Source organism: Parapedobacter koreensis (assembly GCF_900109365.1).
Lineage (GTDB): Bacteria > Bacteroidota > Bacteroidia > Sphingobacteriales > Sphingobacteriaceae > Parapedobacter > Parapedobacter koreensis.
Map to the genome: position 1 here is coordinate 769,520 of NZ_FNZR01000002.1, position 24,868 is coordinate 794,387.

The following is a 24,868-nucleotide window of genomic DNA, read 5'->3' on the forward strand; positions in this document are numbered from 1 at the left end:
GTATAACTGGCGGTGGTCTTTCCCGCCCCGTTGCAGCCCGCTATGATGTAAAGATAGTGCATTTCAAGCCCCTAAAGCCGAAATTCGCCTTCCCATAGAAACCACCCCCATCGGTAGCTTTTTGGAGATGTATCCCTTTATTTGAGTATTTAATGAACCTTTAGTTTATCGGTCAAGCCATTTTTTAAATTCTGAAACTTTATTTTTGCTGATGATAATCGGCTCAGGACATTGGGGTCGGGTGGCTATACGTAATTGATTCCGTCCATATATCCATATACTTTCAATCGCATTGACGTTGACAATATATTGGCGGTTGGCTCTGTAGAAGATTTCAGTATCCAATTCCTTCATCAAATCATCCAAGCTGCTGTTTATGGTATAGGTATTGCCCTGAAAAGTGATGACAGAAACGCCATTATCATTCAAAACAATATAAACGATCTCATCGGTATCAATCGTTATGATTTCATCCTTCTGGTAGGTCATGAGCCGTTTCCGCGTGTTTTCTTTTTTCGGGATCGGACTATTTTCGGTATGCTGCTGCTTAAGTTCCAATTGCCTGTTGAGCATGCTTAAGCTGTTGATTTCCTCATTTAAACCAGAGATTTTCACATCCATTTCCGTTTCATACTTGCGGTATATCATCCATATCAGCCAAAAGCTACTACCAGTAATGACAAGGATCAACCCTATCGTGCCCACTAAAAACCGTTGGTACAAGTTATCCAACTGCAATTGCAGAGCGTTGATATTAGTATGGCTTGCCAGCATCCAGTCCGTACCTTTTACGGGATAAACACTTACAATTTCGGAACTGCGGTTAGCCTGTTCAGGAAAATTTCTCACACCCGATGCCAGCAGGCCGCTTTTGAGTATATCCTGAAAACTTTGTGTGCTGCCGGAGCCTGAAAAGCTGGAATTTCCGGCTTCTATCTTCCGGCCTATCAACGATGGATCAGGATGGCACAGTTCTATTCCATCGGTGTTGTACATGCAGACAAATTCGCTTTGTACATCCGTGTTCTGAATACTTTGTTGCAAATTATCAATGACGTCAACGGAAGAAATGCCGGCCTGGAGCTGTTGTTCCAGCAACGTACCCAATTCCCGTATTTCCCGCTGGCCTGATTGTGCTTTCTGTGCTAACAGTGCTTCACGGGCGCTAACATAGTAATACCTTAACGATCCCAAGGCAGTCACCAACGTGACCAACGCAATGGCGGAGAAGGTGAGTATATAAAGCTTTGTTTTTTTCATCATTGAAACCGATAGCGCTAAATTAGTTTTTTATACCCATCCCGCATATAGCTGATGCGTTTTCATTCCGCTTTAAAGCTAATTATTCCCTTTTACTTGCCATTTTCTCCCACTGACCAATTCGTTGTTTTATAACCATTTCATTAGCAATAGTTTTGTCCTGATAAATGATTATTGAAAACAATGAAAAAGGCAAGTATAATACTGATTTTAGTTACCATTTGTATCGGATTATTGCAATTCATCGGGCCGGAAGAGCCGGAATATCAGCCCGTCAATGATCTAACCGGAATACCGCAGGAAGTAAATGCCATTATCCGGAGTTCCTGTTTCGATTGCCATTCAACACAAACCGAATTAAGGTGGTATGACAAACTGACGCCTGCCAACTACATCGTATCCAATCACATTGCAAAAGGCCGTGAGGCGCTGGATTTTTCAACATGGGATTCCTTAGCACCTGCAGATCAAAATACAAAACTGTACTATTCACTCAACAAGATCTTACAAGGAGAAATGCCACTGTTTTCTTATACAGCCATCCATCCCAATGCGAAGCTTTCAACGGATGATATAATGACATTAAAAAACTTCCTGATTACCCGAACGCCACGAAAACCAATTGACAGCATACAAATCCATGAATCCAATCAACAGTTTTCCGATTTTGTCGACGGAAAAATGGCTTTATCAAAACAATCGGTTCAACCTGCACCCAACGGTATTGATTATATACCCGATTACCGCAATTGGAAAGTGATCAGCATTTCAGACCGCTTTGACAACGGTACCATGCGCATCATCTATGGAAATGATATCGCTGTAAAAGCCATACAGAACCACGCGACAAATCCCTGGCCGGATGGAGCCATTTTTGCCAAGACGGCCTGGAAGCAACAGGCCAACGCGGATGGAAGTATCACTGCCGGATCGTTTGTACAGGTTGAATTCATGATCAAAGATACCCATAAATATGCGGCGACCAACGATTGGGGTTGGGCAAGATGGCGAGGGACCGATCTGAAACCTTATGGGGGAAAAGCGCTATTTACTGCGGAATGCATTGCCTGTCATCAGCCCATGAAAAACAACGATTATGTATTTACAAAACCTTTGTATTTAAAAGATTACCAACAAAAAACCAACAAAAAATGAAACGTTCCCTATCTATTTCCGGTTTCATAGCTTTACTTTTAGTTTATGGATGCCATTCGAAAAATGAATTGGGCTTGAATGAAAAGGCTTCCATTAACAGCTTAGGAGATTTACCTGAAAACCCGTTATTACTGAACGCGATAACCAGTTCAGTGTATCCAAAAGATAGTACCCTGGCGGTCCTATATGGCAACGATATTGCTTATCATCATGGCAAAGTAAGCAACGATGGAAACTATCCGATAGGTGCCGTGCTGTATGAGGTAACCTGGCAATTACAAGAAGATGAGCAATGGTTTGGGGCAAACATTCCAAAAGTCATTAAATCCATCGAGCGGATTGAAATTTCTAAAGACAATATGCCACAGTACACGTTGTTTGAGGGATTTGAACTTAACAATTCAAAACATCCTGACGAAACAACAAGAATTAAATGGATTACGAACCTACGCATGGCTGTGAGTCCTTAATTCGTTAACAAGATGATATTCAATTCTCGTAAAATTCTTGGCCATTCTCGTAAAATTTTTCGGGAATAGAAGGCCCCATGGCTGTTTTACAAACGCAAGCGGTATTATACGGACAATTGTACCCATAGGTCAGGGCGACTCCAGCAATATTGCTATATTTACTTTCAAATCTGTGCTTCGGTTCTAACGCATAAAATGAGTTTTACACTTTTTCCAAAATAAAATTCCCGTCAATCCCCAGTTTTTGATGCAATGATTTCAGGAAACCTACATCGGGGTCACGTTTGCCGTTGAGTATTTGGGATAATTTCGGTGCGCCGATGCCAAGGATGGATGCAAGCCCCTTTTGGGTAACACCCAATTCTTCCTTTTTGGCTTCCACCACAGCGGCAAGTGTCAATGGCATGGGCATCAACTTCATATACTCATCTTCATAGCGTTCGGCCAAAAGGCTTAGTTTCTCCAATTCGTCTGCCTCTTGTTGGCTTAGTGCGTGGAATCCACCGCCATCAGTAGCCTTTTGAAGATATCCCTCAGTCATAGTCATCACTTGGTGATATTGCTTTTCGTTCCGTATCTTATTAATCATTACTTTCCTAATTTTTATACCCTCGAACAATCTTTTAACTTGTCGTATTTAGCTTGTGTACCAATAAACCGGATATACACGGTACGCTTGCTGTCAATCTACCAGGAACACCGCACTAGGCAACCCACTGATCAGACAGCAGTGAAAAGCGAGCAGGGGTACATCTTCCTGAAGGTGGGTCACCGCATTCAGAAAATTACCATCCGAGACATCCTTCTGATTGAGGGCATGAAAGATTACCTTCGCGTGCATACCGTACATGGAAAGATCATGACCCTTATTAACTTTGCAAAACTGGAGGAATTGCGGCCATCTCATCATTTTGCCCGCGTGCACCGATCCTTCATGGTAGCTATTGATAAGATTGACCACAATGGAATCCGGCCATACTTCATCGCGCAGTGCTGTTCCTACTTTTGCTTAAATAAGAAACATAAATCCAGATTCCCAGCACGAGCAAACAACACACCATAAAAACACCAAGGAGATACATGTTCTCTTCATCCAAACTTAGTCCCAGCAATAAACCACCCATACTGATGACGCCAGCCATTACAGCAAAACCTTTTTCGTTGTAAAACCAGGCGTAAGGAAAAAAATGAGCCCCTGTAATGATAACATACGTCATCAAAAAATAGTCGGGCTGTTTAATCAATACAAAAATCAAAAAGGGGAAATAAAAGAGCTGGGCAAAATTCAGCCAAAGTCCCAGCGGTTGCAACGGGTTATCTCTAATTTTTCAGGTTGTCTTCAATAGCTTAGAAAGGCCCAATGCCAGCGGAAGCATGGCGCTCCCAACGATAAAAGTGAGGATACTTTTGTCATAACTGGAATAATCGAGGTACCATACCAACGAAATAATTGACCAAACGATTGCGGCAGCCAGTATAAAATCAAGTCCGTTTTTTGCCTTTGTGGCCAGATCGAGCCGCAAGCGGTTTAGTTGCATTTTATCCATATCATTTTCTCAAATTGGCTACAATGCATAAATATAAGCAATAATATCACTCCACCATTATTTTCCGAAGGCCAGTCTACCCGTTAACCATTTTTTAAGGAAATATTTAGTGCTGGGCTTTTATTTGCCCCCATAGATTACATATACCAAGATACTAAAAAACGTATATATGCTTAATTATCCAAAAAGCCTGCAAAGGCTCTGCTGCCTGTCAGCAACCCTACTACTCACCGTTTGCGCGCATGGGCAATCCCGGCAGCAACAACCGATGATATTTGCGCCTACCGAAACGTTGGTAAAAGAAGTCGAAAAACCGTATAGAGACGCCATATGCCTCAACGGGAGCTGGCAATTCCAGCCGGTCGATCTCCCTATTGGATTCCGGGAAGGCGAAGACGCATCGCCAACATTACCCACTATTGATGAGGCGAAATGGAGTTCGACATTAGTCAAAATACCATCGCCCTGGAATGTCAACAGTTTTGCCGAAAAAGACCGTGGCGGAGATTTCCGAAGCTACCCAAGTTATCCGGAGGCATGGGAGCAGGTAAAACTGGGCTGGCTGAAAAAAACATTCCACATTCCGGCATCATGGAAAGGCAAACGGATCCAGCTGCATTTTGAGGCCGTTGCCGGTGACGCACAGATCATCGTGAATGGCAAAGAAGTAGGCACGCACTTCGATATTTTCTTGCCTTTCGATATCGACATCACCGATGCCGTGAAACTGGGCCAAGAAAACACCCTGTATGTGGGCATCCGCAAAGCATCACTGTTTGACAAAAGGAGCACCAACGGCAGACGCACCTACCAAGCAGGATCCTTCTGGGGCCAGCATATCGCCGGCATCTGGCAGGATGTACACGTAGTGGCCTCCCCTGCCGTGTCCATTGCCGATACGTATATAAAACCCTGGCTGGACAAAAACACCCTCGCAGTTGAGGTAACCTTAACAAACCAGACGTCCCATGCCGTACAGGGCGAGCTCGGGGGAAACGTATACGAATGGCTTCCCACTATCGGGCCGGATGGACTGGCTTCGCCAGCATCGCAAACGAAGCTGGCAGAAAAGCCTGCGCTCAGCATCCCACCGATTACGGTCAGCATTCCCGCCCACGGCGAAACCAAGGTGGAGCTAAGCGTCCGCGTGGCCGATCAGCTCAAGACGTGGTCGCCCGAAGCGCCCAATTTGTACGGAATGGTGCTGCACGTGGCGCACGATAAGCAGCGTATCGACAGCAAATACGAGCGATTTGGCTGGCGGCAGACCACCATCGAAGGGAGCAAATTTTTACTAAACGGCAAGCCGGTAACCATGAAAGGCGACTCCTGGCATTTTATGGGCATTCCGCAGATGACCCGACGGTATGCGTGGGCATGGTATAAAGCGCTGAAAGATGCGCACAGCAATGCCGTGCGGTTGCATGCACAGCCCTTCCCCGCGTTTTACTTGGATATGGCGGATGAAATGGGCATCTTGGTATTGGATGAAACCGCGGTATGGGCCAGTGACGGCGGGCCAAACTTCGGCGATGAACGGTATTGGAAAGACTCGGAAAAACACCTCTCGGCCCTTATCCGCCGCGATAGAAACCACCCATCGGTCTTTGGATGGAGTGTTTCCAATGAAGTGATGCCGGTGATCGTCAACGTGATGCGCAATCCGCCCGGCCTACGCGACAAACTCATCGCGTACTACGGCGTGTGGGCCGATATCTGCCGGACATTGGATCCCACAAGGCCCTGGATTTCGGCCGATGGCGAGGATGACGGGCAGGGAAAATTGCCCATCTATATGATTCATTACGGCGGGGAAGGCGGCATGGATCATGCCCGAAACAGCGGGAAACCCTGGGGCGTGGGCGAAGATGGCAACGCCTATTACGGGACACCCCAGCAAGTAGCCGCCACGAATGGCAGCCGGGCCTATGAATCGTTTTTGGGCCGGATGGAAGGCGTCGCACGTTCTTCCTACCAGTCGTTGGTCGCACAGCGGCAACGGGACGCTTCCTATCGGAGTGTCTTCAACCTCGCGTGGTACGGCCTGAAGCCTTTAGCCATCGGATTGAAGGACACCTCCAAAGCCCCGACATTGGACGATGGCATCTATTTTGCCGCATTTCAAGAAGGAACTCCGGGCGTACAGCCCGAAAGGCTTGGCCCCTATACCACCACCTTCAACCCCGGCTACGACCCCGCGCTGCCACTGTATGAGACCTGGCCGCTCTTTGACGCTATACAAGATGCAGCAGCCGATCCGCTTGCGCCCTTTGAAATCCCGCTTACGGAAGGCGGTAAGATGCCCTATTCGTTTGCCGTGAAGGGCGGCATCACAGCTGTCGAAGTCATAGGCGGCCAGGGCAGTACGCTTGCGGCAGATCTGCTGAATTTAGGGGTGCCCGTACAGCAAGCTAAGGAACGTGAATTGCCGGACGTGCTTTTCATCGATGGCAGCCACCCGCCCGAGGCAAGCGCCGCCAAACGCGCCAGCGCCGTACAAGCAAAGGGCGGCACCGTTTGGATATGGGGTGTCTCTCCCGCTGCCTTACCACAGCTGGGTGCGCTGCTCCCAGCCCCCGTTGAAGTCACCGACCGGAAGGCCTCATCGTTGCTGATCAGGCACCAAAGCAACCTGACCGACAGCATGGAACACGCGGACTGGTATTTTTCAGAGCTCGTCCCCGCTGAAATCGTCCAGCATGGCCTGGGCGGCGAGCTGGTACGGACAAGCACGGTATTGCTGGAGGCCAATCCTACCGATTGGTTGAAATGGAACAAACAAGGTGAATACGTAAAAACCGCTATGGTATTACGCTCAGAACGTGAGGAAAAACCAGCTGGTGCGGTACTGATAGGGCATCGCGTGGGCAATGGGAATCTTTTGGTGACCACGCTACCCGGCCGGATACCGCTCGCCAAAGCGAAGTCCGCCGTAAAAACGTTGCTGTCCAATGCAGGTATTGCCCTCCAACCAGCTGTGGAAGGAAAACCGCTGACTGCATCGGGAGAAATCGCCAATGTGCTTTACCTCGGCAATTTTCCAGTGAGTTCGGCATCCAATGGTGCGCAGCATACCCTGCCATTAGCACAGCGTGATGCGTTCAAGCCCGATGCGACGACCGCCGGCAAACAATGGACTGTCGTACCGGCCGAAAACGGCTTCCTTGACCTGAAATCTTTGGCTATACCGGATCAGAAAGACCATGCCGTCGCATACCTGAGTTTTTGGGTATCAAGTCCTCGATCGTTGGCGGACTTACTGGTGGAGCCCAACATGCCACAAGTCAACCTCGAAGTAGCCGCCGATGACGCCGTACAGGCATGGCTGAATGGCGAACAAATCATCGACAATATCCGCGTGGGCCCCATCGAAGGCGGGCAAACCTCCGCAGAAGCGATGAAGCTGCGGCAAGGCTGGAACCATATCCTCATCAAAGTGATACAAGAAGGCGGGGATTGGAAATTCAGCGGCCGGCTGACCAGCAATCAACCTGCATTCCTTGCCGAGCTTGGCGCTGCATTTGAGAAGCCTTAAGCGCAGTTTATACATTCGTCGATAGCTGCCGTATTCGCCGTGGAAAAATCGCTTTTCCACGGCGAATACGGCAGCTATCCTTGCGTAGGCATGCCGACTACACCCCAAAATATCACATTAATTATCAAATAGTTGTAACCAAAACACCCATTCTTTTCCCGTATTAATTCCATTTTAATTTTATTTTAAGGGCTATTTCTTTCTTTGCTCACCTAATCAATTTTTTCATAGTCCTAGATTAAAAATTATGAGGAGTTTTCTATTACTATTATTGTGCGGCATCTGCTTGCAGTTGTACGCACAGGAGCGAGTCGTTACCGGGACAGTAACGGATGAAAGCGGCACCCCGCTTGTCGGCGCATCAATCAAAGTAAAAAACGGTGCCGGAGGTACCCGCACCGTTACGGGCGGCACGTTTGAGTTGCGGCTATCGAGTGAAAACCCCGTGCTGGTGGTGAGCTACCTCGGATACCTCGCGAAGGAAGTTGCCCTTACAGCAGGAGAAACGGCATTGACTGTCGTACTCTCCCCCAATCCGGGGAATTTAGATGAAGTGGTCGTCGTTGCCTACGGCACGCAAAAACGCGCGAATCTAACCAGCGCCGTATCCACCGTGGTAGCCAAAGACGTCGTCAAAAATTCGAACAACGATGTCACCAATACGTTGACCGGAAGGGCTCCCGGTGTACGAATCACGCAATTGTCCAGCCAGCCCGGCAGGTTCGACAGCCAGATTGATATCCGCGGTTTCAGCTACACGGATCCCGGTGATTACGGAGGCAACCAGCAAGGCGGCCCATTGTTCATCATTGATGGCGTACAGCGCGATAAATCGGGATTTGAACGCCTGGATCCGAATGAAATCGAAAGCGTAAGCGTCCTGAAAGACGCAAGCGCCGCCATCTATGGGGTAAAAGCTGCAAATGGCGTCATCTTAGTCACCACAAAGCAAGGACGCCAAGGCGACATCCAGGTCAACTACACCGCCCGGTTTGGCAAGCAGTACATCACCAGGTACCCGGAGCTTTCCAATGCATTTCAGTATGCCACGCTATTCAATGAGCAGCAGATCAACAACATGATTAGCAACCGCCAGCAGCTGACCCCGCCTGAATTTACAAACCAGCAGTTGGCCGATTTTGAAAGCGGAGCCGTGCCCAGCACCGATTTTCTGGGTGCCATTCTCTCCAACCAAACCGACCAGCAGCAGCATAACCTCACGATGAACGGCGGAACCGAAAAATTGCGTTTCTTCCTTTCTGCCGGTTATTTCGACGAAGGGGGATTATTCGCCTCCGACATTGAGTATGGCAAAAAATACAATTTCCGCGCAAACCTGGACGGCGAGATCTTGAAAGGATTGACATTTGGGCTGAATCTGGGGTACAACAATGTACTCAGCAAACGGCCGAATATGGATGTGGTCAGCATCATCAGGAATGCCTGGCGCATCAGCCCTACGGAGCCCATGTATTCCAATGGCGAAACCGGCTATTACCGGCAGTTTTTCAACGCGCCGCATGACCACCCACTCGCATCCATTACCGAGGATGTCAGCGGCTACAACAATACGAATGACAAGGCGCTGACTTCCACTTTCCAGCTGAACTATGCACTTCCATTCATCGAGGGGCTGAGTGCCAAGGCATTATTTGCCTATGACAACAGCTATTCCTTCAACCGTTCGTTCAGGAAGCAGTACTACCAATACCAGTTTGACGAAGGCACCCAGCAGCAACGGACATTTTTGCACAACGGCCCGTCGCAGCTCAATGAATACTTCGGGCAGGGCTATACCAATAACTTACAGGTCTCACTGAACTATCAAAACCGGTTTGGCAACCACGGCCTTACCGTGCTGGCCTTGTATGATGAAATTTACCGGAAAGGCAACAGCAACAACGCACAAACCCAATACGTGGTAGATGCAATCGATCAGCTGGCCGCCGGGGACCGCTCCACGGATGTGGTCGGATCCGGATTCAGTGAAAGCAGCAACAGAAGCTATGTAGGGCGGGTCAATTACGACTATGCTAGCCGTTACCTGGCCGAATTCGGTTTCCGCTATGACGGGTCATCCTACTTTCCGCCAACCAGCCGATGGGGATTTTTCCCCTATGGGAATTTCGCTTGGCGCATTTCCGAAGAGTCTTTCCTGAAAGACAACGTGCCGTTTCTTGACAATCTGAAAGTACGGCTGTCCTATGGCAAGCTCGGGGACGACATCGTTGCAGCGAACACCTTTGCTTACCTGACGGGCTATACCTATCCAAGTACACAGGGAGGTTCAAGAGGGGGCGCTGTATTCGGCTCAGGATTCGTCAGGGGCGTTGATTTCAAAAATTCGGCCAATCCGGACATCACCTGGTATACCTCCACTACGGCAAACATTGGCCTGGACATCTCCCTATGGAAAGGCAAACTCACGTTTGAGGGCGATATTTTCAGGCGCGATCGCGACGGATTGCTGGCCTTTGCCATATCCGAAGTGACCGGCACCTACGGTGTCACCCTCCCGCAGGTCAATCTCAACGAAGATCGCACCCAGGGGTTTGAAGTGGTGCTGGGCCACCGGAGCAAGCTGGGCAACGTAGACTTCGGAGTTTCAGGCAATATCACCTATGCCCGCACCAACTACCGCTACCGGGAGGAGACCCCGGCGGGGAACGAGCTGGACTACTACCGGAATCGAAATGCCGGGCGGTACAACGATATTATCTGGGGCTATCAAATCGATGGGCAGTTCCAGAATTTTGAGGAAATCTACGCTGCGCCCATCCATGACGGCGCAGGCAATAGGACACTGCTGCCGGGGGATCTCAGGTACGTTGATGTCAATGGCGACAACCTCATCGATGGCCGGGACCAAACCGTCATCGGCCGCGGCGGCGGAAAACCCGCCATCTACTTTGGCACCAACATTGACCTCAGCTGGAAAAGATTCGATTTTTCGATATTGCTCCAAGGAGCAACGATGTACCGCATCACCTACCAGGACCAACTGTCGCGTCCATTTTATTTTGACCGTGCCAACCCCATTTCCGTCTTCTACGATCGCTGGCACAGGGCGGATATCAACGATCCGAACAGCGCGTGGATTCCGGGGAGATTCCCATCGACCGGCCAACGTCAAAACTACAAAGATGCGCCAAATACCTTCAACACCTTTGACGCAAGCTACTTACGGATCAAAAGCATCGACCTGGGATACACATTCAACCCCCAGTTGCTAAGCCGTATCAAGGCCAATAGCCTGCGGGTATTTGTAAACGCCTATAACTTATATACGTGGACAGGCCAGGGACTCGACTTTATCGACCCCGAATACTCCGGCAATCGGTACTACAGCTACAATTACCCGATCACATTCAATGTCAATATTGGTGCCCAGCTAAGTTTTTAGCCCCCAGCCAAATGACTCATTATTAACGATGCTCATAAGCTATTCCATATGAAACATGTTATCTATTTTCTACTCATCGCCGTGTCGGTGCTGCAAAGCGCCTGCCGGGATAATTTGCTGGACGTCGATCCCGTAACGATGCTCACCAAAGACCAGATATATGCAAGTCCCGAAGGTGTTACCGCCTATTTTGCTTCGCTGTACCGCGATATGCCGATTGAAGATTACACCTTCTGCAACGGCCGCTTTGGTGAATTTCCGGCCAACGGCGACTCCTATACCGCCAATTGGACCGAAGAAGCCTTTGCTTACGGTACGCGCAATTCGCAATTGAATGCAGAGAACTGGGGCAAGCTTTACAGTGCGATAAGGAATGTAAACACCTTTTTGGAAGAAATCGCAACCGTGACCAATGTCGATGAGCCCACGAAAGCACGCTACACGGCCGAAGCCCGGTTTGTAAGAGCCTACTACTATTTTGCGCTCGTCAAGTTTTGGGGCGGCGTACCCATCCTGACCGGCCCGGCCCTGGATCCCGGGCCCCTGCGCAACCAGCCGAGAAACCTGGAAACCGAGGTGTGGGACTTCATCAAGGAAGATCTGGACTTTGCCGCGGCAAACCTGCCAGCGGAGAGCCCATACGGCAGGGCAAACAAGTATGTGGCGCTGGGCCTGCTCTCACGGGCCATGCTGCATGCCGGCTCCATCGGTAAATTCGGAACCGTACAGCTAAACGGTGTCATAGGCGTGGATGCCGCCAAGGCAACCGAATACCTCCAGTCGTCCTATGCTGCGTCCAGGACCATCATAACGGACGGGTATTACCACTTATTCAATCAATACCCCACGGATAAGATCCGAAACTTCCAGTATTTATTCTATGAATGCAAGCCCGGCGATCAGAATCCCGAAGCCATTTTCGCCAAGGGATTCGATTTTGCATCGACACAGTCTACCCACTCGCAGGATCTCATGGTGTTGCCCGACTACATTCGCTCGCCGGACGGCTACGCCAACAGGCTGCAACCCACGTTGGATTTCGTCGAGCAATTTGAATACCGTGATGGCACGCCCGGCGCATTGGACATCGGCACCCCCAGCAACTACGTACACCATAGCACGCTCGGCGGCCCGTTTGAAAATAAAGATCCCCGGTTGGCCGCCACGGTAGTCATTCCGGGCACCGAGTTCCGGGGCGAAGTGATCACCGCACAGCGTGGCGTCATCTACGGGGGCCAGGAGTACAATGGCAATACCGTCTTGCAGTATTTCGATACCGGCAGCCGCTCTTTCCAGGGCGGCGTGACGCCCATTGTCGGCACGGGCAATTCGAGCTCCGGCTCACAAACCTTTTGGCTCAAGAAATGGACCGATCCCGTCATCGAGCGGAACCTTGTCCGGGCGTGGACATCGCGGACATCATGGATAGACATCCGCTATGGCGAAATCCTGCTGAACTATGCCGAAGCATCGTTTGAACTGGGGAATGACCCCGCTGAAGCATTGGACGCGGTAAACCAGATCAGGACACGGGCAGGCATGCCGCTGCACACGTCCATTGACCGGCAAAAAATCCGGCACGAGCGCCGTGTTGAATTATCGTTTGAAAACAAAACGTATTGGGATTACGTACGCTGGCGAACGCTGACCACCGAGTTTAACGTCCGGCAGCTCTATGGCTTGGACATCTATTACGATGTAGACGCCGGTGATTATGTATTTAAAAAGGTGCCCGTGTATGGCGGCAAGACCTACCAGGACCGGGATTACTATTTCCAGATTCCGGGAAGCGAGCGCGCATTGAATACGGCATTGGTAGACAATCCGGGTTATTAATCATAGCATTGAAATTATATGAAAACGACATTATTAAAATTGGCGATATTGGCACTCATCGCTGCTGCCGGCTGCACGAAATATGATAATTATGCCGCACCCGAAGCCGGCATTTTCGGTAACATCATCGATGCCGAAACCGGGCAGCCCATCGAGACCAAACAACCGGGCGGTGGTTCCATCCGCCTTTTACAGTGGGATTTGCAAAAATACCCCAGTCCGCAGCCCGTTGATATTTCCATCAAAGCCGATGGCACCTACTCGTCTACCCGTTTTTTCGCCGATGATTACAAGGCATTCCCCTGGAATGGCCCATTCCGCTACCTGGACGATTCCGTGAATGTAACCCTCTCCGACGGGCGGCTCACAGAGCTCAACTTCGAGGTACACCCCTATTACCGGGTAGCGGCCACGGTATCAGACAGCACATTCACCTACACCCTTACCAAATCGGCAGCAAACGACTCCAAATTGGTCGAGGTGATTTTCATGGTCAATGACTATCCGATAGTCAACGAAAACGTTTGTTCTAATGTAGCCGGCCCGGGCACCTATTACCCCAATCTCTGGAAACTTCCCATCGGGGATGACGTAGCGGACGAAGCCATCATGGACATGCCACAGACGTTTACGATCAACTGGGCAGAGACACGATTGCCAAAAGGAGACTATTATTTCCGGGTAGGCGCACGCGCGGCTTCATCACCGTCATCCACCTACAATTACAGCCCTGTGGTAAAAGCCACCGTAAATTAATGTGGAGATAAATGAATAGTGCTAACATCCTCATAATTGCTGATTTACCTGCACCTTAAGAAAGCAGCTGTGTGGTTTTTGCTGCCGCGAAAACACCGTTCGAAAAACTAAGGAGCATTCAAGGTTCATTTGGTCCTTCCTTTACGGCCACAATGAACCTTTTACAATTATTGCCGATCTGGCTATCACGAGGTTTCGAGGACACAAAAAATTAGCTTAATTTTGTATGGTGTAGGCCTTTTGAGTGACACCCTTAAATTATGATTTGGCAGTTGGTGAGGAACATAATACCCTATTTTGCTTTTTCTTTTTCCCTTATCCTAATGTTGGTTAGGCCAGCGGAGTGCAAGGAAATCGACTATGGCTTGTACATCAAAAGTTATCCGGAAATAGATTCCAAAAAAACTTCATTGGTTCTTAATGCCAACGATCCCATCAGCTTAGGGCGGGAATTGAGGTTGAGCTTTGATATGTTCGTACGAAAGGACAACGCCTTCGGTGTCGTTTTCAGGTTGATCACGGATAATGACGACCATATCGATCTCCTGTTTACCGCAGGGCAAAACAACGAGCGCTATCCGATTCTGGTCGTCAACGAGGAAGTCCATCCGGTCTCGCGGGAGATCGCCTTCGGGAAATGGATCAATGTATCCGTCGGCCTTTCCAAAACCGGCAACCAGGTATCCCTGGTTTTCGATGGCAAGGAACTCTCCGTCCCCTTCGGGCTTGCCAAAGCTTCCAGTGCACGAATCGCATTCGGGCGCTGTCCATTTGAGTCCTTTGAAATGGCCGATATCGCCTCCGTGAATATCAGGGATGTCAAACTATTCCGCAATCAGGCATTGGCCTACTATTGGAAACTAAAGGAACATAACGGCGACCGAGCGCTGGACTCCCTGAACCACGCCGAAGCGGTAGCTACCAATCCCGTCTGGATGCTCGACATGTATGCCACGTGGGAAAAAGTTTATTCCAAAAAGGTGCAGAATAACTCGCTGTTTGCGTTTAACGGCAGCGATAAATTCTATATCGTGCAGCCGGACACCAACAAAATACTGGTATTCGATCCGGCACGGCATGCCGAACATGAGCTGGCGGTGCTCCACGGCTGCATGGCTTCCAACGCCCCGAACCAAATCTATTACGACGCCCTCACGGATGAATTGATCACCTACAATATCGACGAAAACAGGTATTCGACCTTTTCGTTTCATACCCGATCATGGTCGTCCGACCAAAAAGGCACCAAAGACCCGGGATACCTAAACAATTCGAGCGTGTTTTCCGCCCGGGATTCAGCGGTATTTTCTTTCGGCGGATACGGATATTACAGCTACAACAACGATTTAATCCGGATGTCGCCACATGGCAATGGGTTCGAGACCATCACGCTTTCCAGCATCCCGCCCCGTTATTTTTCGGCGACGGCCATGATGGGAAACTCCCTATACATCTTTGCCGGGCGGGGCAATCCATCCGGCAGGCAGGAATTGTCTCCGCGGAACTATTACGATCTTTATTCGGTCACCATTCCCGGGTATAAAGTCACGAAGCTGTGGGAAGAAACCAGCGTACCCTCCGATTTCCTGCCCGGTGAAAACATGATTGTAGACACCGAAAACCGTGCGTTTTACGTGCTGACCACCCAGGTAAGCGGCGGCAGGCTCATCCGCATAACGCCGGATAAGCAGGGCTTCGATACGGTCTCTTTCCCGATCGAAGAAGACCTGGAAGGCTTATACCTCTATACCAACCTTTACTATTCATCAAGCCAAAGCGCGCTCTATGCACTGATATGCAAAAAAAAGAGCCAGACGGAGACCGAAGTCTCCATTTATTCCATGAATTTTCCGCCCATATCGTTGAGCAGCATACACCAAACAGTACGCAACGGCCAACAGCGTAAATTCAGCCTCAGCCACTACCTGATGCTCGCAGCAGCGGTCTGCGGCGTGTCCCTCCTCGTATGGCGATATCGGCGGCGCCGCACCCACAAGCCACATGACTTGCGCAGCAGCCCCCACCCCGCCATCAATACACTACAACAACCTGAGCCCCTGGAAATCGGACTTGCAGATACGCACCATGAGTTTTCAAAAAGCGCCATATGCTTCCTGGGAGGCTTCGCTGTGATAGACCGCGAGGGCAACGACATATCCGGGCAATTTACTCCGACGCTCAAGTACCTGCTGATCCTACTCATCCTGCATTCCCGAAAAGACATCAAGGGGCTGGCGGGCAGAAAGATGATTAATTTTCTGTGGCCGGACAAGTCCGAGGAATCCGCCAAGAACAACCGCAATGTATACCTCAGCAAGCTACGCGCCATCGCCGACCAACTGGGCCAGTTCGAGGTGCAATCCACCAACGAGACCTGGTCTATCAAGCTCAACGACGTGCGGTGTGACTATACGGAAATCCTGGATCTTTTCGACCGCCTCAAGTCCGGCAACCCTTCGGACAAAACGGCAATCTACCGACTGCTGGCACTGCTCCAGCGCGGCGAACTGCTGCCTGCCGTGGAAACAGACTGGATAGACCCCTTTAAGAGCGAATTTTCAAGTACAACTGTGGAACTCCTGACCAAGCTGCTCCATAGCAGCCCCTATGTCGATAATGACGACATACGGCTGGCCATTGCAGACATCTTGTTTATCCACGACCCCGTCAACGAAGAGGCACTGCACCTCAAATGCTCCATCTTATTTAATTCAGGCCGAAAAGGCATCGCCAAACACGTATACGACAATTTCTGCCGGGATTACCAGCAGCTACTGGGGATCGCATTCAGCCATTCGCTGACGGATATCGTAGACTGATACGGCTATTACTCTTCGTACAAGAGCGTCGCATGATAGCCCAAGCCACTCAATGCATCTGCAATTACTGAGCCCTTCAGGTTGATTGCTTTTACAACCAATAAATTGTAAATGGAATCGAAGTCAAGATCCCATTCCTTGATTTCCGAAAATCGATCAAGGATTGATTTGATACGGCCAAACTCCTTAGGAGAATCGATGTTTGTCATAAATTTTAAAGTCTCCATGGCTTAAAATTTAAGTTTACCCTGTGGTTTATAACTCCTTAATGAGATTCCCGGCCTCGGTTCAGTACCCGCTCATCCTACCGGGGGTATCAAATATATAAAAAATTTCCAATTAGTCAAAGAAGATTATGCAAAAAATATTACGGCCCGTGCTTACACATCAGCGTCTCCGCTTCAATGCTTCATGAAGCCCTTTGACGTCGGCCTCCCATGTGGGCAGCAGCAAGACCATAATCGTTTCTTCAATGATGTCCAAGGCGGTAACGGATAGCGCGATATAGAACAGCCCTAATGAAGGTGAGGGCTGGAAGAATGCAAGCACCAAGAATATCCCCTGAAAGACGGCCGCGACCTTGGCCAGGTAGGTGTGAAAGCTGGTCGCCTTTCCATACTTGAAAAACGCAAGCGACAGCTGTACCAGAAAAAGCAACAATAGGAGCAGCACTCCCATATACTCCTGTACAATGAATGACCAATGCCACACCAAAAGCCCCACGATGGCCATCAAGACCGTCAGGTCATCGGCGATGGAATCCAGCTTTGCCCCCATCACGCTCACCACCCTGTAGCGACGGGCAAGGTAGCCATCTATCGCATCGGTAAAGAAGCTCAATGGCAGTAGCCATTTGAACACATCCTGCTGGTCCGTGAGGATGAATAGCAGCAACACCGGAGCAGCTACCAGGCGATAGTACGTGATGCCATTGACGATGTGATAGGCTTTGCGCATGTCACACCAAAGGTCGCGAAAATTAGTTGACGAGGCAACTTCGTTTAGTCCTGTTTGCGCTTCAATACGAGCGCGCTGAATAATGCGATGATCAGCCCCAGGGGAAGTACCTCCGCATAGGTAATCAGCACCACCATCACCGGGCTCTTATACAGCTCTTTGAAGGTAGCCATTTCTTCGGTTTTCGCGGCCAGCTCAGCCGGCGTAGCCCCTTCCGCTTCGGCCGTACGCAAGACATAACCCGCGTATTTGTCCATAAAATCAGGGATAAACCCGTAATAATAGACCAGCCACACCAAGACGTAGATGGTGGATGCAACCAAGGCGATGAAAAGCCCCGTCTTGAAAGCCTTGCCAAACGAAATGAACCCACCGAGGTACTTATTGCGGTAGTTTCTTATCCCCACGAAGATAAACGAAAAAGCAACGACCATGGCCGTATAGCCCATGGTGGTGTTGCCCTTGAAATCTTCCTTGTGGTAGCATAAATAAACGCCGTACACCATCATGGCGGTGATGATCACCCCCGATATCAGTCCGAATACAATTGCTGTTCTTTTCATTGTTGAAGGATTAATTGTTTGTTTCGGGTACAAAGATGGCAGGTAAACCTCACTTTCGGGTCATACTTTCGGGTGATTTTGCAAGCATCACGGGATGATTCCCAGTTTCTTGGCCTTGTCCACGGCCTGTGTGCGGCGTTTGACCTCCATTTTGTCGAACAGCCGTGAAGAATGCGTTTTGATCGTGTTTAGCGAAACAAACAGGCGCGAAGCGATTTCCTGGTTGCTCAGCCCCTCGGCCATCAGCCCCAGCACTTCCACTTCGCGGCCGCTCAGCCCCAGGTGCGCCGCCGCCGTTTCATTGAATACGAACGCGCCATTACGGGTGATTTCTTTTTCTACGATTACCGTCTGCACCTTAGGTTTAGCCAGTTTCAATGCCAGCCAAATCCCCAGTGTGGTAAACGTGATTGCGATAGCGCCCACATAAATTTCGAAGTAGTGGTCAATGATGATAAAACGCAGCTTAAACCATTGCAGCAGGAACAGCAGCACCGCCAAGGCAATGCCATACAGCAATGGAATCCGATATCTGGTGGGGCGTCTTACGGGCATGCTTCCTGAAATTACCGGAACAAACTTAGCCAACTTGCCCATAAAAGGCAAGTGTTTTGTATCTTAGCCCATGTTTCTGTCCCAGTCACTCTTTCAAGCCTTTGAGACGGCGCTCAACGCAGCAGCGCCCAATGATTTCCACATCCAGGGGGTGATGCCGGTGTCCGGCGGAGACATCAGCCGTGCCTACCACCTGAAGACCGAATTTGGCCACTACTTTGCCAAAGTAAATGATACCGCCCACGCCACCCAGCTATTCTTGGCCGAATCGGCAGGACTAACGCTGCTACGAAAGACAGTCGGCATCCATGCCCCGCAGCCGCTCATGGTGGGCCAGGCACACGGTGAAGCGTTCATCCTGATGGAATGGATACACGCAGCCAGCAAACATAGCGAAGCCGGGCAGGAGGCATTGGGCCATATGCTGGCCACGCTGCATCGCCAGCATCACGATACCTTCGGGCTCGACCATGATAATTTTATCGGCCGGCTGCCCCAGTCCAATACGCCTTCGACAGACTGGACGGAATTTTTCATCGGCCAGCGCCTGCAAAAGCAGCTGGATATCGCCCGGCAACACTTCGGCGAAGCCGGCTTGCAAGCGCCATTCGACCGGCTGTTTTCCCGCCTGGGCGAGCTGTACCCACAAGAGCCTCCTGCTTTACTGCATGGCGACCTTTGGAGCGGCAACTACCTTGTGGATACGGCAGATCGTCCGGCATTGATTGACCCCGCCATTTACTACGGACACCGCGAGGTCGATATCGCGATGACCAAACTGTTCGGCGGGTTCTCCACCCATTTTTATGCAGCATACAACGAAGCTTATCCCTTGCAGGCAGGCTGGGAGCAGCGTATGGATCTATGGAACCTCTATCCGCTATTGGTGCATCTCAACCTGTTTGGCGAGTCTTATCTTGGTGCTATACAGCGCAGTTTGAAGCAGTATGCTTGAGCCCAGCAGTAGAAGTAAAACAAGTGAAAAGCACCCTGTATTGCGCAGGCCAGGCAGCCGTGCTCCCCGACGGGACTTCCAGGATGCAGACATGAAAACCCAAATGCAACCGTCATCAAGGCTGTTACGAATGTGTGGAAAGAAGTCAATAATGGGATAGAAAACAAAAAAATGACTAATTTTACATAAAAGACTCCGTACGCATGCAAGAACTACGCGATTATCTCAATCAATATGCTTCTACGTTAATTTCGGATGAAGAGTTTGAGGTTATCAGGCGCCACTTTACCCCAAAAAAAATAAGGAAAAAGCAATACTTACTACAAGAGGGGGAAATAGGTAAACATATGGCTTTTGTAGTGAAAGGAGCTATGCGAAAATACTATATAGATGAGAAGGGGACGGAAAATATTGTAGACCTTTATATTGAAAATTGGTGGGCAGGTGACCGTGAAAGTTTTGTCATGTTTACGCCCAGTATCTATCATATAGATGCATGGGAAGATTGTGAATTACTGCTCATTTCGAGAGAAGACACCTTAAAATTGTGTAGTCAATGCCGTGCTTTTAATGAATTGTTGTTAAAACTTGATGAACGAAATAACATTGCCGCACAAAAAAGAATAACCTCTTCGATTAGCTTTACCGCAGAGAAACGCTATGAAGATTTCGTTGGCTCCCATCCTTATTTTGTCCAGCGTTTTCCTCAACACATCATCGCCTCATATCTTGGCATTACAAAAGACACACTCAGTCGAGTTCGCAAAAAAACACGCCAGAAGTAAGCGATTATTCCATCTTGTTTTATATTTCATAGACATTTGTCGATGTTTTTTTTCGCCATTTGTCTACGTTTTTTCCTTTGGGTTTAATGCAATTTTGTTACACAAAGTTAAATCAAACAAAGCAATGGAAAAATCTCCCAAAATCGGTCTTGATGGTCTACTCCGCCCGGAAGACAGCTTCGTCGTGTTAATTGATCATCAACCCTTTCAGTTCGCAAACCTGAACAGCCACGAGCCCACAACGATTATCAACAACACTGTGGGGCTTGCCAAAGCCACAAAAATCTTTCATGTGCCGACCATTCTGACAACGGTTACAGAAGAGCGTGGCGGATACATCCTTAAAGGACTACAAGACGTATTCCCTGAACAAAAACCAATCAACAGGACGTTCATCAATACATGGGAAGACCCTAAGGTTACTGATATTGTAAAAGAAAGCGGTCGCAAGCAGTTGATTTTGGCGGGTCTATGGACAGAAATCTGTGTTGCTATGCCCGCAATCCAGGCTTTGGGCGAAGGATATGAGGTGTTCGTTGTTACAGATGCCTGTGGTGCAGTTAGCGCGGAGGCCCATGATATGGCTGTCCGCAGAATGGTGCAGGTAGGCATCGTACCAATCACTTGGATAGCCGCGGTTTCAGAATGGCAACGCGACTGGGCCCGTACCGAAACAGCCGCTCAATTGGGGCCTCTTTTATTTGAGCACGGCGGAGCAAGCGGCGTTGCTCTAGCTTGGGAGCTGCAGCTGCTGGCAACCCATGCTGAAAAACACTAACTGAAACTGACCATAAAATGGCATATATGAATAATGATTTAGCCCTTCTACTCGAAAAAAATTTGGCTCAAGTATGGAGCGAAAGAGATGCTTCCCACAGAATAGAATCGATACGAACCATCTACGCGATTAATAGTGGCCTATACCATGTAGGGCATCAAACGACCGGGTATGAGGCTATCAATGACAGCGTAAGTAAGGTGCTGGCAAATGTCCCTGCCACGTTTTCCTTTTTCAAACTGCAACCAATCGTCATCAACAACGATATCGGACGACTGATATGGGGCATGGGGCCAAATATAGAATCGATTGTCGCAACGGGGATGGATATCGCATTCTTTGAAGACGGAAAAATAAAATCATTGTATGTATTTCTTGATTAGCTAAAGGATGAAGAAGAAAACCAGCTTTTCTACAAAAGGACAACGGGCCGATATAGGCGATCTGACCATCTACCGGATATTGGCGAATAGATATACTGATGCGGTTGGTCCGTTCGTATTTCTGGACCATATCGCCCCAAAAATGCACGCTGCCCATAAGAATGGAGGAACCGGGGTGCACCCCCATCGCGGCATTGCGACACTCACGTACCTCATTGCAGGAGAGGCCACCCACTTCGACAGTGCCGGGAACCACGCGACGGTTCACTCCGGCGGCATCCAATGGATGAAAGCCGGAAATGGTATCCTCCACGACGAAACGCTAAATGCCGATTCGCAAACAGACAGTAGTCAGACGCATGCCTTTCAATTCTGGATTAACCTGCCGGCAAAGAACAAAGTTGAAAAACCAGCATACCTTGCCATCCAGAGCAATGAAGTCCCACAAAAATCATTACTAAATGACAGTGGCTGGATAAAAGTAATCGTAGGAAACTATGAAGAACTGAGCTCCCAAATACCCAATTATTCGGAGCAGTTTTTATATCATATTCAAGTCGAAGCAGGTAAAAATTTCACCCTTGCCGCTGGCGAGAAAGTCGAAATTGCTGCATTCTTGCCTACGCAGGCCGCAATAATCAATGATGCTGAATTTCAGGCAGGAGAGTTTATAGAATTTGACCGGGCGGCTGGTGAGATAACAATTGAAAATAAATTGCAGGAAGCCACGGACATCCTGTTGTTCGGCGGGGAACCCTATACCGAACCGATTGTGGCCGAAGGTCCGTTCGTGATGAACAGCCGATCTGAGATAGCAGATGCTTACCGCGACTTTTATGCTGGGAAATACGGCAAAATCGATGATCAAAAAGGAAAAGTATAAGTTCAAATAGCATCAAAACACCTTTAATTTAAATTAACAACGGGATGAAAACGAAAAAAAATGGCGCGCAAGCTAGTGCTGCCGCTTACGGAAGAGAAGAGTACATTACGGTGGAAAAAAATGTCAGGCTACACGTGACAGATTTAGGCGAAGGAAAACCTGAGCGGCCATGGCCTGTTTTACGAAGAGCTGGAGAAATTCAATGCTGAATTATTGGCCTTTCTGCGAAAGTAGGGATCCGAAAAAGCAAGGTTATATCGTTAGCATAAAGACGAAATGGGAAATAAAGAAATCGTATTGAGGGCCATGAATGAATTATTTCATGAAAAAGATAGCGAAGCGGTCGAACGTTACTGGCATGAAAACTACCAACAACACAACCCATCTATGATCAACGGTCACGAAGGGCTGAGAAACCTATTGCCGTTTCTGGATGCAGATTTTAAGTGGCAGCCCGGCGTCATCGTGGAGGAAAATAACATCGTGATCACGCATAGCCTGGTACATGGATGGGGGCCGGTGCCGGTGGTGGTAGTGGATATTTTCCGGCTGGAGGATGGAAAAATAGCCGAACATTGGGATGTCGTGCAGGAAGAGGTTCCGGCAGACAAATCAGCAAACGGAAATGCCATGACTTCTTTTCTGTAATACCCTTTGAGAAATGAGGCAAACTTATGACTTGCTCTTAAATAAGTTAGGCGAACCGTTAAATATGTATTAAAAAGATCAGGAAAAATGAAAAAAAGCAAAATCTTTATCCTCCTTCCCTTAATTTTTAGCATTTGTTCCTGTACTAAACAAGAGCCCTTCATGGACTATGTGCTGAGCTGGGACGGACATTCCGATATATTAGGTGTTGAACTCACTTATTCGGCTGCACAAAAAGACAGTACCGTCTTTATATTCGGAGATCCGAGTTTTGGCGGGCAGAACGATATATTTACGGTGATCAAAAATATCGGCTGTGTCGAGCCTGAAGTCCTCAATGTAGACGAAGTGGCCAGGCGGATCACAGTATACCATAACGGGGCAAAAGAACACAGGCTCACTTATGAAATAGACGGATCGCTTCCCGCTGATAAACCCACGATAAGTTCCCAGATGGAACTGTTCAGGCCTGTTATCACCAAAGGCGTAATGACGTTGGTTACTAAGCAGTTTGCCTTGAACATAACCGATGAACGTAATCCTTTGGTATCTTACGTTTGGCGTAGCTATCCCGAAGATGTCAGCTATTTCAATTCCGTAAATCCATCCCAGACAGATCCATCGGAAAAACTTTCCGACCACTACGACGACGCAAAAATTAGCCTATTCGTTATGGGCGATAACATTAGCGTGGAGGAATACAACGTTATGGGCATCCCTTACTATTGCGTGACCACCAAAGAAGACCGGTATAGCAATGACCTGCAAGGGAGTCTCAGCCCTTTTTTTGAAAGCTATTTCCAGAGCATCCACAGGTTTTGGAACGATACCGATTTTCCGTTCTATTTTTTATCCGTCACGGCACTGCAAAACAACCAAAAAGAAATAGGGGGAGGTGGTTTTGGGATAAAGAATGGCTTTGTCATGAAGTTGGGTAGAGCATTCGGCATACGGGAGAAGTACGTTACGGCCCACGAAACCGCCCACTCGTGGATAGGAATCAAGATCATGTTAGGTGAGGGTAGTTTTGACCATCAATGGTTCGGCGAGGGGTTTAACGATTATACCACCATCATTAATTTGGCCCACAGCAAAATTTTCTCGGAGGAAGCGTTTATGCATTACCTCAATGAAGAGAATTTGAAAGAACATTACGAGAGTGCGATTAAAGGTGTACACAACGATTCCATTGCCGCAAATTACTGGACGGATTATGCCAATTACGGCGTTCTTCCGTACCGGCGGGGCCTAATCTATGCTTTCTGCCTCGATAACCATATCCGGTTAGCGTCGAACGGAAAATTTACCCTCCGGAATATGCTGCTCGACCTGTTCGAGGTTAGAAAGACAAAAACGAAAGATGAGATTTTAACGGTTGATGACTTCATTAACGTTGGTGCTACTTATTTGGACAAAAAAGAGCTTGCAGGGCAGATAGAACGTTATATGATAGCAGGACAACCCATTGATTTTAACACGGTAAAACTTAGTGACGAATTTCAAATCGAAATCACCAACAATATTCCGAAGGTAAGCTTAACAGAAGGTGCTGATTTGTCGAACATATATCAGTGGTAATA

The 24,868-nt window shown here is 48.7% G+C and carries 22 protein-coding genes and 1 pseudogene; 16 read left to right on the forward strand and 7 right to left on the reverse strand.

What is annotated here, in order from left to right; all coding sequences use genetic code 11:
* Positions 1-165: 165 nt before the first annotated feature.
* Complete coding sequence (locus BMW65_RS07510) at positions 166-1,263, reverse strand: LytR/AlgR family response regulator transcription factor (protein WP_218145360.1); 1,098 nt, start codon at positions 1,261-1,263, stop codon at positions 166-168.
* Between the two features lie 180 nt (positions 1,264-1,443).
* Between BMW65_RS07510 and BMW65_RS07515 the strand changes: the two genes are divergently transcribed.
* Together BMW65_RS07515 and BMW65_RS07520 are read left to right on the forward strand one after the other, a co-directional pair.
* Positions 1,444-2,415 (forward strand): cytochrome P460 family protein, encoded by a 972-nt coding sequence (locus BMW65_RS07515; protein WP_090604126.1) that lies wholly within the window; start codon positions 1,444-1,446, stop codon positions 2,413-2,415.
* A complete protein-coding gene (locus tag BMW65_RS07520; RefSeq protein ID WP_090604127.1) occupies positions 2,412-2,885 on the forward strand; it encodes a hypothetical protein in 474 nt (157 codons plus the stop codon). The genes BMW65_RS07515 and BMW65_RS07520 overlap by 4 nt, the downstream gene beginning before the upstream one ends.
* 202 nt (positions 2,886-3,087) lie before the next feature.
* Here BMW65_RS07520 and BMW65_RS07525 read toward each other — a convergent pair whose 3' ends face one another.
* On the reverse strand, positions 3,088-3,474 hold the full coding sequence (locus BMW65_RS07525; protein ID WP_090604129.1) for a helix-turn-helix domain-containing protein: 387 nt from the start codon (positions 3,472-3,474) through the stop codon (positions 3,088-3,090).
* Positions 3,475-3,615: 141 nt separating this feature from the next.
* On the opposite strand from BMW65_RS07525, the gene BMW65_RS07530 reads away from it, so the two are divergent.
* Entirely contained in the window at positions 3,616-3,948 is a 333-nt protein-coding gene (locus BMW65_RS07530; protein ID WP_218145361.1) for a LytR/AlgR family response regulator transcription factor, read from the forward strand.
* Here the strand turns inward: BMW65_RS07530 and BMW65_RS24830 are convergent.
* A pseudogene (locus tag BMW65_RS24830) lies at positions 3,866-4,432 on the reverse strand (DUF7010 family protein). The gene BMW65_RS07530 and the pseudogene BMW65_RS24830 overlap by 83 nt on opposite strands.
* 169 nt (positions 4,433-4,601) lie before the next feature.
* Here BMW65_RS24830 and BMW65_RS07540 point away from each other — a divergent pair.
* The 5 genes from BMW65_RS07540 (at position 4,602) to BMW65_RS07560 (ending at position 16,781) form a co-directional block, all read left to right on the forward strand.
* A complete protein-coding gene (locus tag BMW65_RS07540; protein WP_090604131.1) occupies positions 4,602-7,967 on the forward strand; it encodes a glycoside hydrolase family 2 protein in 3,366 nt (1,121 codons plus the stop codon).
* A gap of 247 nt (positions 7,968-8,214) precedes the next feature.
* The gene (locus BMW65_RS07545) at positions 8,215-11,370 is read left to right on the forward strand and encodes a SusC/RagA family TonB-linked outer membrane protein (RefSeq protein WP_090604132.1); all 3,156 of its coding nucleotides are present in this window, start codon (positions 8,215-8,217) and stop codon (positions 11,368-11,370) included.
* A 48-nt stretch (positions 11,371-11,418) separates the two neighbouring features.
* The gene (locus tag BMW65_RS07550; protein ID WP_090604135.1) at positions 11,419-13,206 is read left to right on the forward strand and encodes a RagB/SusD family nutrient uptake outer membrane protein; all 1,788 of its coding nucleotides are present in this window, start codon (positions 11,419-11,421) and stop codon (positions 13,204-13,206) included.
* Between the two features lie 18 nt (positions 13,207-13,224).
* Positions 13,225-13,962 carry a DUF3823 domain-containing protein gene (locus BMW65_RS07555; RefSeq protein WP_090604137.1) on the forward strand — a complete coding sequence of 246 codons (738 nt, stop codon included), beginning with the start codon at positions 13,225-13,227 and terminating at the stop codon, positions 13,960-13,962.
* 272 nt (positions 13,963-14,234) lie between these two features.
* On the forward strand, positions 14,235-16,781 hold the full coding sequence (locus BMW65_RS07560; protein ID WP_177181040.1) for an AfsR/SARP family transcriptional regulator: 2,547 nt from the start codon (positions 14,235-14,237) through the stop codon (positions 16,779-16,781).
* 8 nt (positions 16,782-16,789) lie between these two features.
* Here the strand turns inward: BMW65_RS07560 and BMW65_RS07565 are convergent, their stop codons facing one another.
* The 4 genes from BMW65_RS07565 to BMW65_RS07580 form a co-directional block, all read right to left on the reverse strand.
* Positions 16,790-17,008, reverse strand: a complete 219-nt coding sequence (locus tag BMW65_RS07565) for a hypothetical protein (RefSeq protein WP_143053834.1) — start codon at positions 17,006-17,008, stop codon at positions 16,790-16,792.
* Positions 17,009-17,168: 160 nt separating this feature from the next.
* Positions 17,169-17,738: a CDP-alcohol phosphatidyltransferase family protein gene (locus tag BMW65_RS07570; protein ID WP_177181041.1), complete on the reverse strand. Its 570-nt coding sequence runs from the start codon at positions 17,736-17,738 to the stop codon at positions 17,169-17,171.
* A gap of 44 nt (positions 17,739-17,782) precedes the next feature.
* Entirely contained in the window at positions 17,783-18,301 is a 519-nt protein-coding gene (locus BMW65_RS07575) for a DUF4199 domain-containing protein (protein ID WP_090604144.1), read from the reverse strand.
* Between the two features lie 87 nt (positions 18,302-18,388).
* On the reverse strand, positions 18,389-18,898 hold the full coding sequence (locus BMW65_RS07580; protein WP_245747537.1) for a response regulator transcription factor: 510 nt from the start codon (positions 18,896-18,898) through the stop codon (positions 18,389-18,391).
* Positions 18,899-18,926: 28 nt separating this feature from the next.
* Here BMW65_RS07580 and BMW65_RS07585 point away from each other — a divergent pair, with 28 nt between their 5' ends.
* From BMW65_RS07585 to BMW65_RS07615, 8 genes are all read left to right on the forward strand, one after another.
* On the forward strand, positions 18,927-19,811 hold the full coding sequence (locus BMW65_RS07585; protein WP_090604148.1) for a fructosamine kinase family protein: 885 nt from the start codon (positions 18,927-18,929) through the stop codon (positions 19,809-19,811).
* Positions 19,812-20,014: 203 nt separating this feature from the next.
* Positions 20,015-20,596, forward strand: a complete 582-nt coding sequence (locus tag BMW65_RS07590; RefSeq protein ID WP_090604150.1) for a Crp/Fnr family transcriptional regulator — start codon at positions 20,015-20,017, stop codon at positions 20,594-20,596.
* A gap of 124 nt (positions 20,597-20,720) precedes the next feature.
* Positions 20,721-21,374 (forward strand): hydrolase, encoded by a 654-nt coding sequence (locus BMW65_RS07595; protein ID WP_090604151.1) that lies wholly within the window; start codon positions 20,721-20,723, stop codon positions 21,372-21,374.
* A gap of 26 nt (positions 21,375-21,400) precedes the next feature.
* Positions 21,401-21,757: a nuclear transport factor 2 family protein gene (locus BMW65_RS07600; protein ID WP_143053835.1), complete on the forward strand. Its 357-nt coding sequence runs from the start codon at positions 21,401-21,403 to the stop codon at positions 21,755-21,757.
* A 7-nt stretch (positions 21,758-21,764) separates the two neighbouring features.
* On the forward strand, positions 21,765-22,640 hold the full coding sequence (locus tag BMW65_RS07605; protein ID WP_090604155.1) for a pirin family protein: 876 nt from the start codon (positions 21,765-21,767) through the stop codon (positions 22,638-22,640).
* Between the two features lie 44 nt (positions 22,641-22,684).
* Positions 22,685-22,849: a hypothetical protein gene (locus BMW65_RS24120; RefSeq protein WP_177180991.1), complete on the forward strand. Its 165-nt coding sequence runs from the start codon at positions 22,685-22,687 to the stop codon at positions 22,847-22,849.
* Between the two features lie 67 nt (positions 22,850-22,916).
* Complete coding sequence (locus BMW65_RS07610) at positions 22,917-23,288, forward strand: nuclear transport factor 2 family protein (protein ID WP_090604157.1); 372 nt, start codon at positions 22,917-22,919, stop codon at positions 23,286-23,288.
* 87 nt (positions 23,289-23,375) lie between these two features.
* Positions 23,376-24,866: a hypothetical protein gene (locus BMW65_RS07615; protein ID WP_143053836.1), complete on the forward strand. Its 1,491-nt coding sequence runs from the start codon at positions 23,376-23,378 to the stop codon at positions 24,864-24,866.
* The last annotated feature ends 2 nt before the right edge of the window (positions 24,867-24,868 follow it).

Excerpts from the sequence above, each read along its gene's own strand:
- BMW65_RS07575 (WP_090604144.1), bottom strand. The coding sequence starts at position 18,301 with ATGAAAAGAACAGCAATTGTATTCGGACTGATATCGGGGGTGATCATC.
- BMW65_RS07590 (WP_090604150.1), top strand. The coding sequence starts at position 20,015 with ATGCAAGAACTACGCGATTATCTCAATCAATATGCTTCTACGTTAATT.
- BMW65_RS07570 (WP_177181041.1), bottom strand. The coding sequence starts at position 17,738 with ATGCGCAAAGCCTATCACATCGTCAATGGCATCACGTACTATCGCCTG.
- BMW65_RS24120 (WP_177180991.1), top strand. The coding sequence starts at position 22,685 with ATGAAAACGAAAAAAAATGGCGCGCAAGCTAGTGCTGCCGCTTACGGA.
- BMW65_RS07520 (WP_090604127.1), top strand. The coding sequence starts at position 2,412 with ATGAAACGTTCCCTATCTATTTCCGGTTTCATAGCTTTACTTTTAGTT.
- BMW65_RS07585 (WP_090604148.1), top strand. The coding sequence starts at position 18,927 with ATGTTTCTGTCCCAGTCACTCTTTCAAGCCTTTGAGACGGCGCTCAAC.
- BMW65_RS07565 (WP_143053834.1), bottom strand. The coding sequence starts at position 17,008 with ATGGAGACTTTAAAATTTATGACAAACATCGATTCTCCTAAGGAGTTT.
- BMW65_RS07605 (WP_090604155.1), top strand. The coding sequence starts at position 21,765 with ATGAAGAAGAAAACCAGCTTTTCTACAAAAGGACAACGGGCCGATATA.
- BMW65_RS07545 (WP_090604132.1), top strand. The coding sequence starts at position 8,215 with ATGAGGAGTTTTCTATTACTATTATTGTGCGGCATCTGCTTGCAGTTG.
- BMW65_RS07610 (WP_090604157.1), top strand. The coding sequence starts at position 22,917 with ATGGGAAATAAAGAAATCGTATTGAGGGCCATGAATGAATTATTTCAT.
- BMW65_RS07580 (WP_245747537.1), bottom strand. The coding sequence starts at position 18,898 with ATGGGCAAGTTGGCTAAGTTTGTTCCGGTAATTTCAGGAAGCATGCCC.
- BMW65_RS07615 (WP_143053836.1), top strand. The coding sequence starts at position 23,376 with ATGAAAAAAAGCAAAATCTTTATCCTCCTTCCCTTAATTTTTAGCATT.
- BMW65_RS07555 (WP_090604137.1), top strand. The coding sequence starts at position 13,225 with ATGAAAACGACATTATTAAAATTGGCGATATTGGCACTCATCGCTGCT.
- BMW65_RS07525 (WP_090604129.1), bottom strand. The coding sequence starts at position 3,474 with ATGATTAATAAGATACGGAACGAAAAGCAATATCACCAAGTGATGACT.
- BMW65_RS07595 (WP_090604151.1), top strand. The coding sequence starts at position 20,721 with ATGGAAAAATCTCCCAAAATCGGTCTTGATGGTCTACTCCGCCCGGAA.
- BMW65_RS07600 (WP_143053835.1), top strand. The coding sequence starts at position 21,401 with ATGAATAATGATTTAGCCCTTCTACTCGAAAAAAATTTGGCTCAAGTA.
- BMW65_RS07540 (WP_090604131.1), top strand. The coding sequence starts at position 4,602 with ATGCTTAATTATCCAAAAAGCCTGCAAAGGCTCTGCTGCCTGTCAGCA.
- BMW65_RS07515 (WP_090604126.1), top strand. The coding sequence starts at position 1,444 with ATGAAAAAGGCAAGTATAATACTGATTTTAGTTACCATTTGTATCGGA.
- BMW65_RS07510 (WP_218145360.1), bottom strand. The coding sequence starts at position 1,263 with ATGATGAAAAAAACAAAGCTTTATATACTCACCTTCTCCGCCATTGCG.
- BMW65_RS07550 (WP_090604135.1), top strand. The coding sequence starts at position 11,419 with ATGAAACATGTTATCTATTTTCTACTCATCGCCGTGTCGGTGCTGCAA.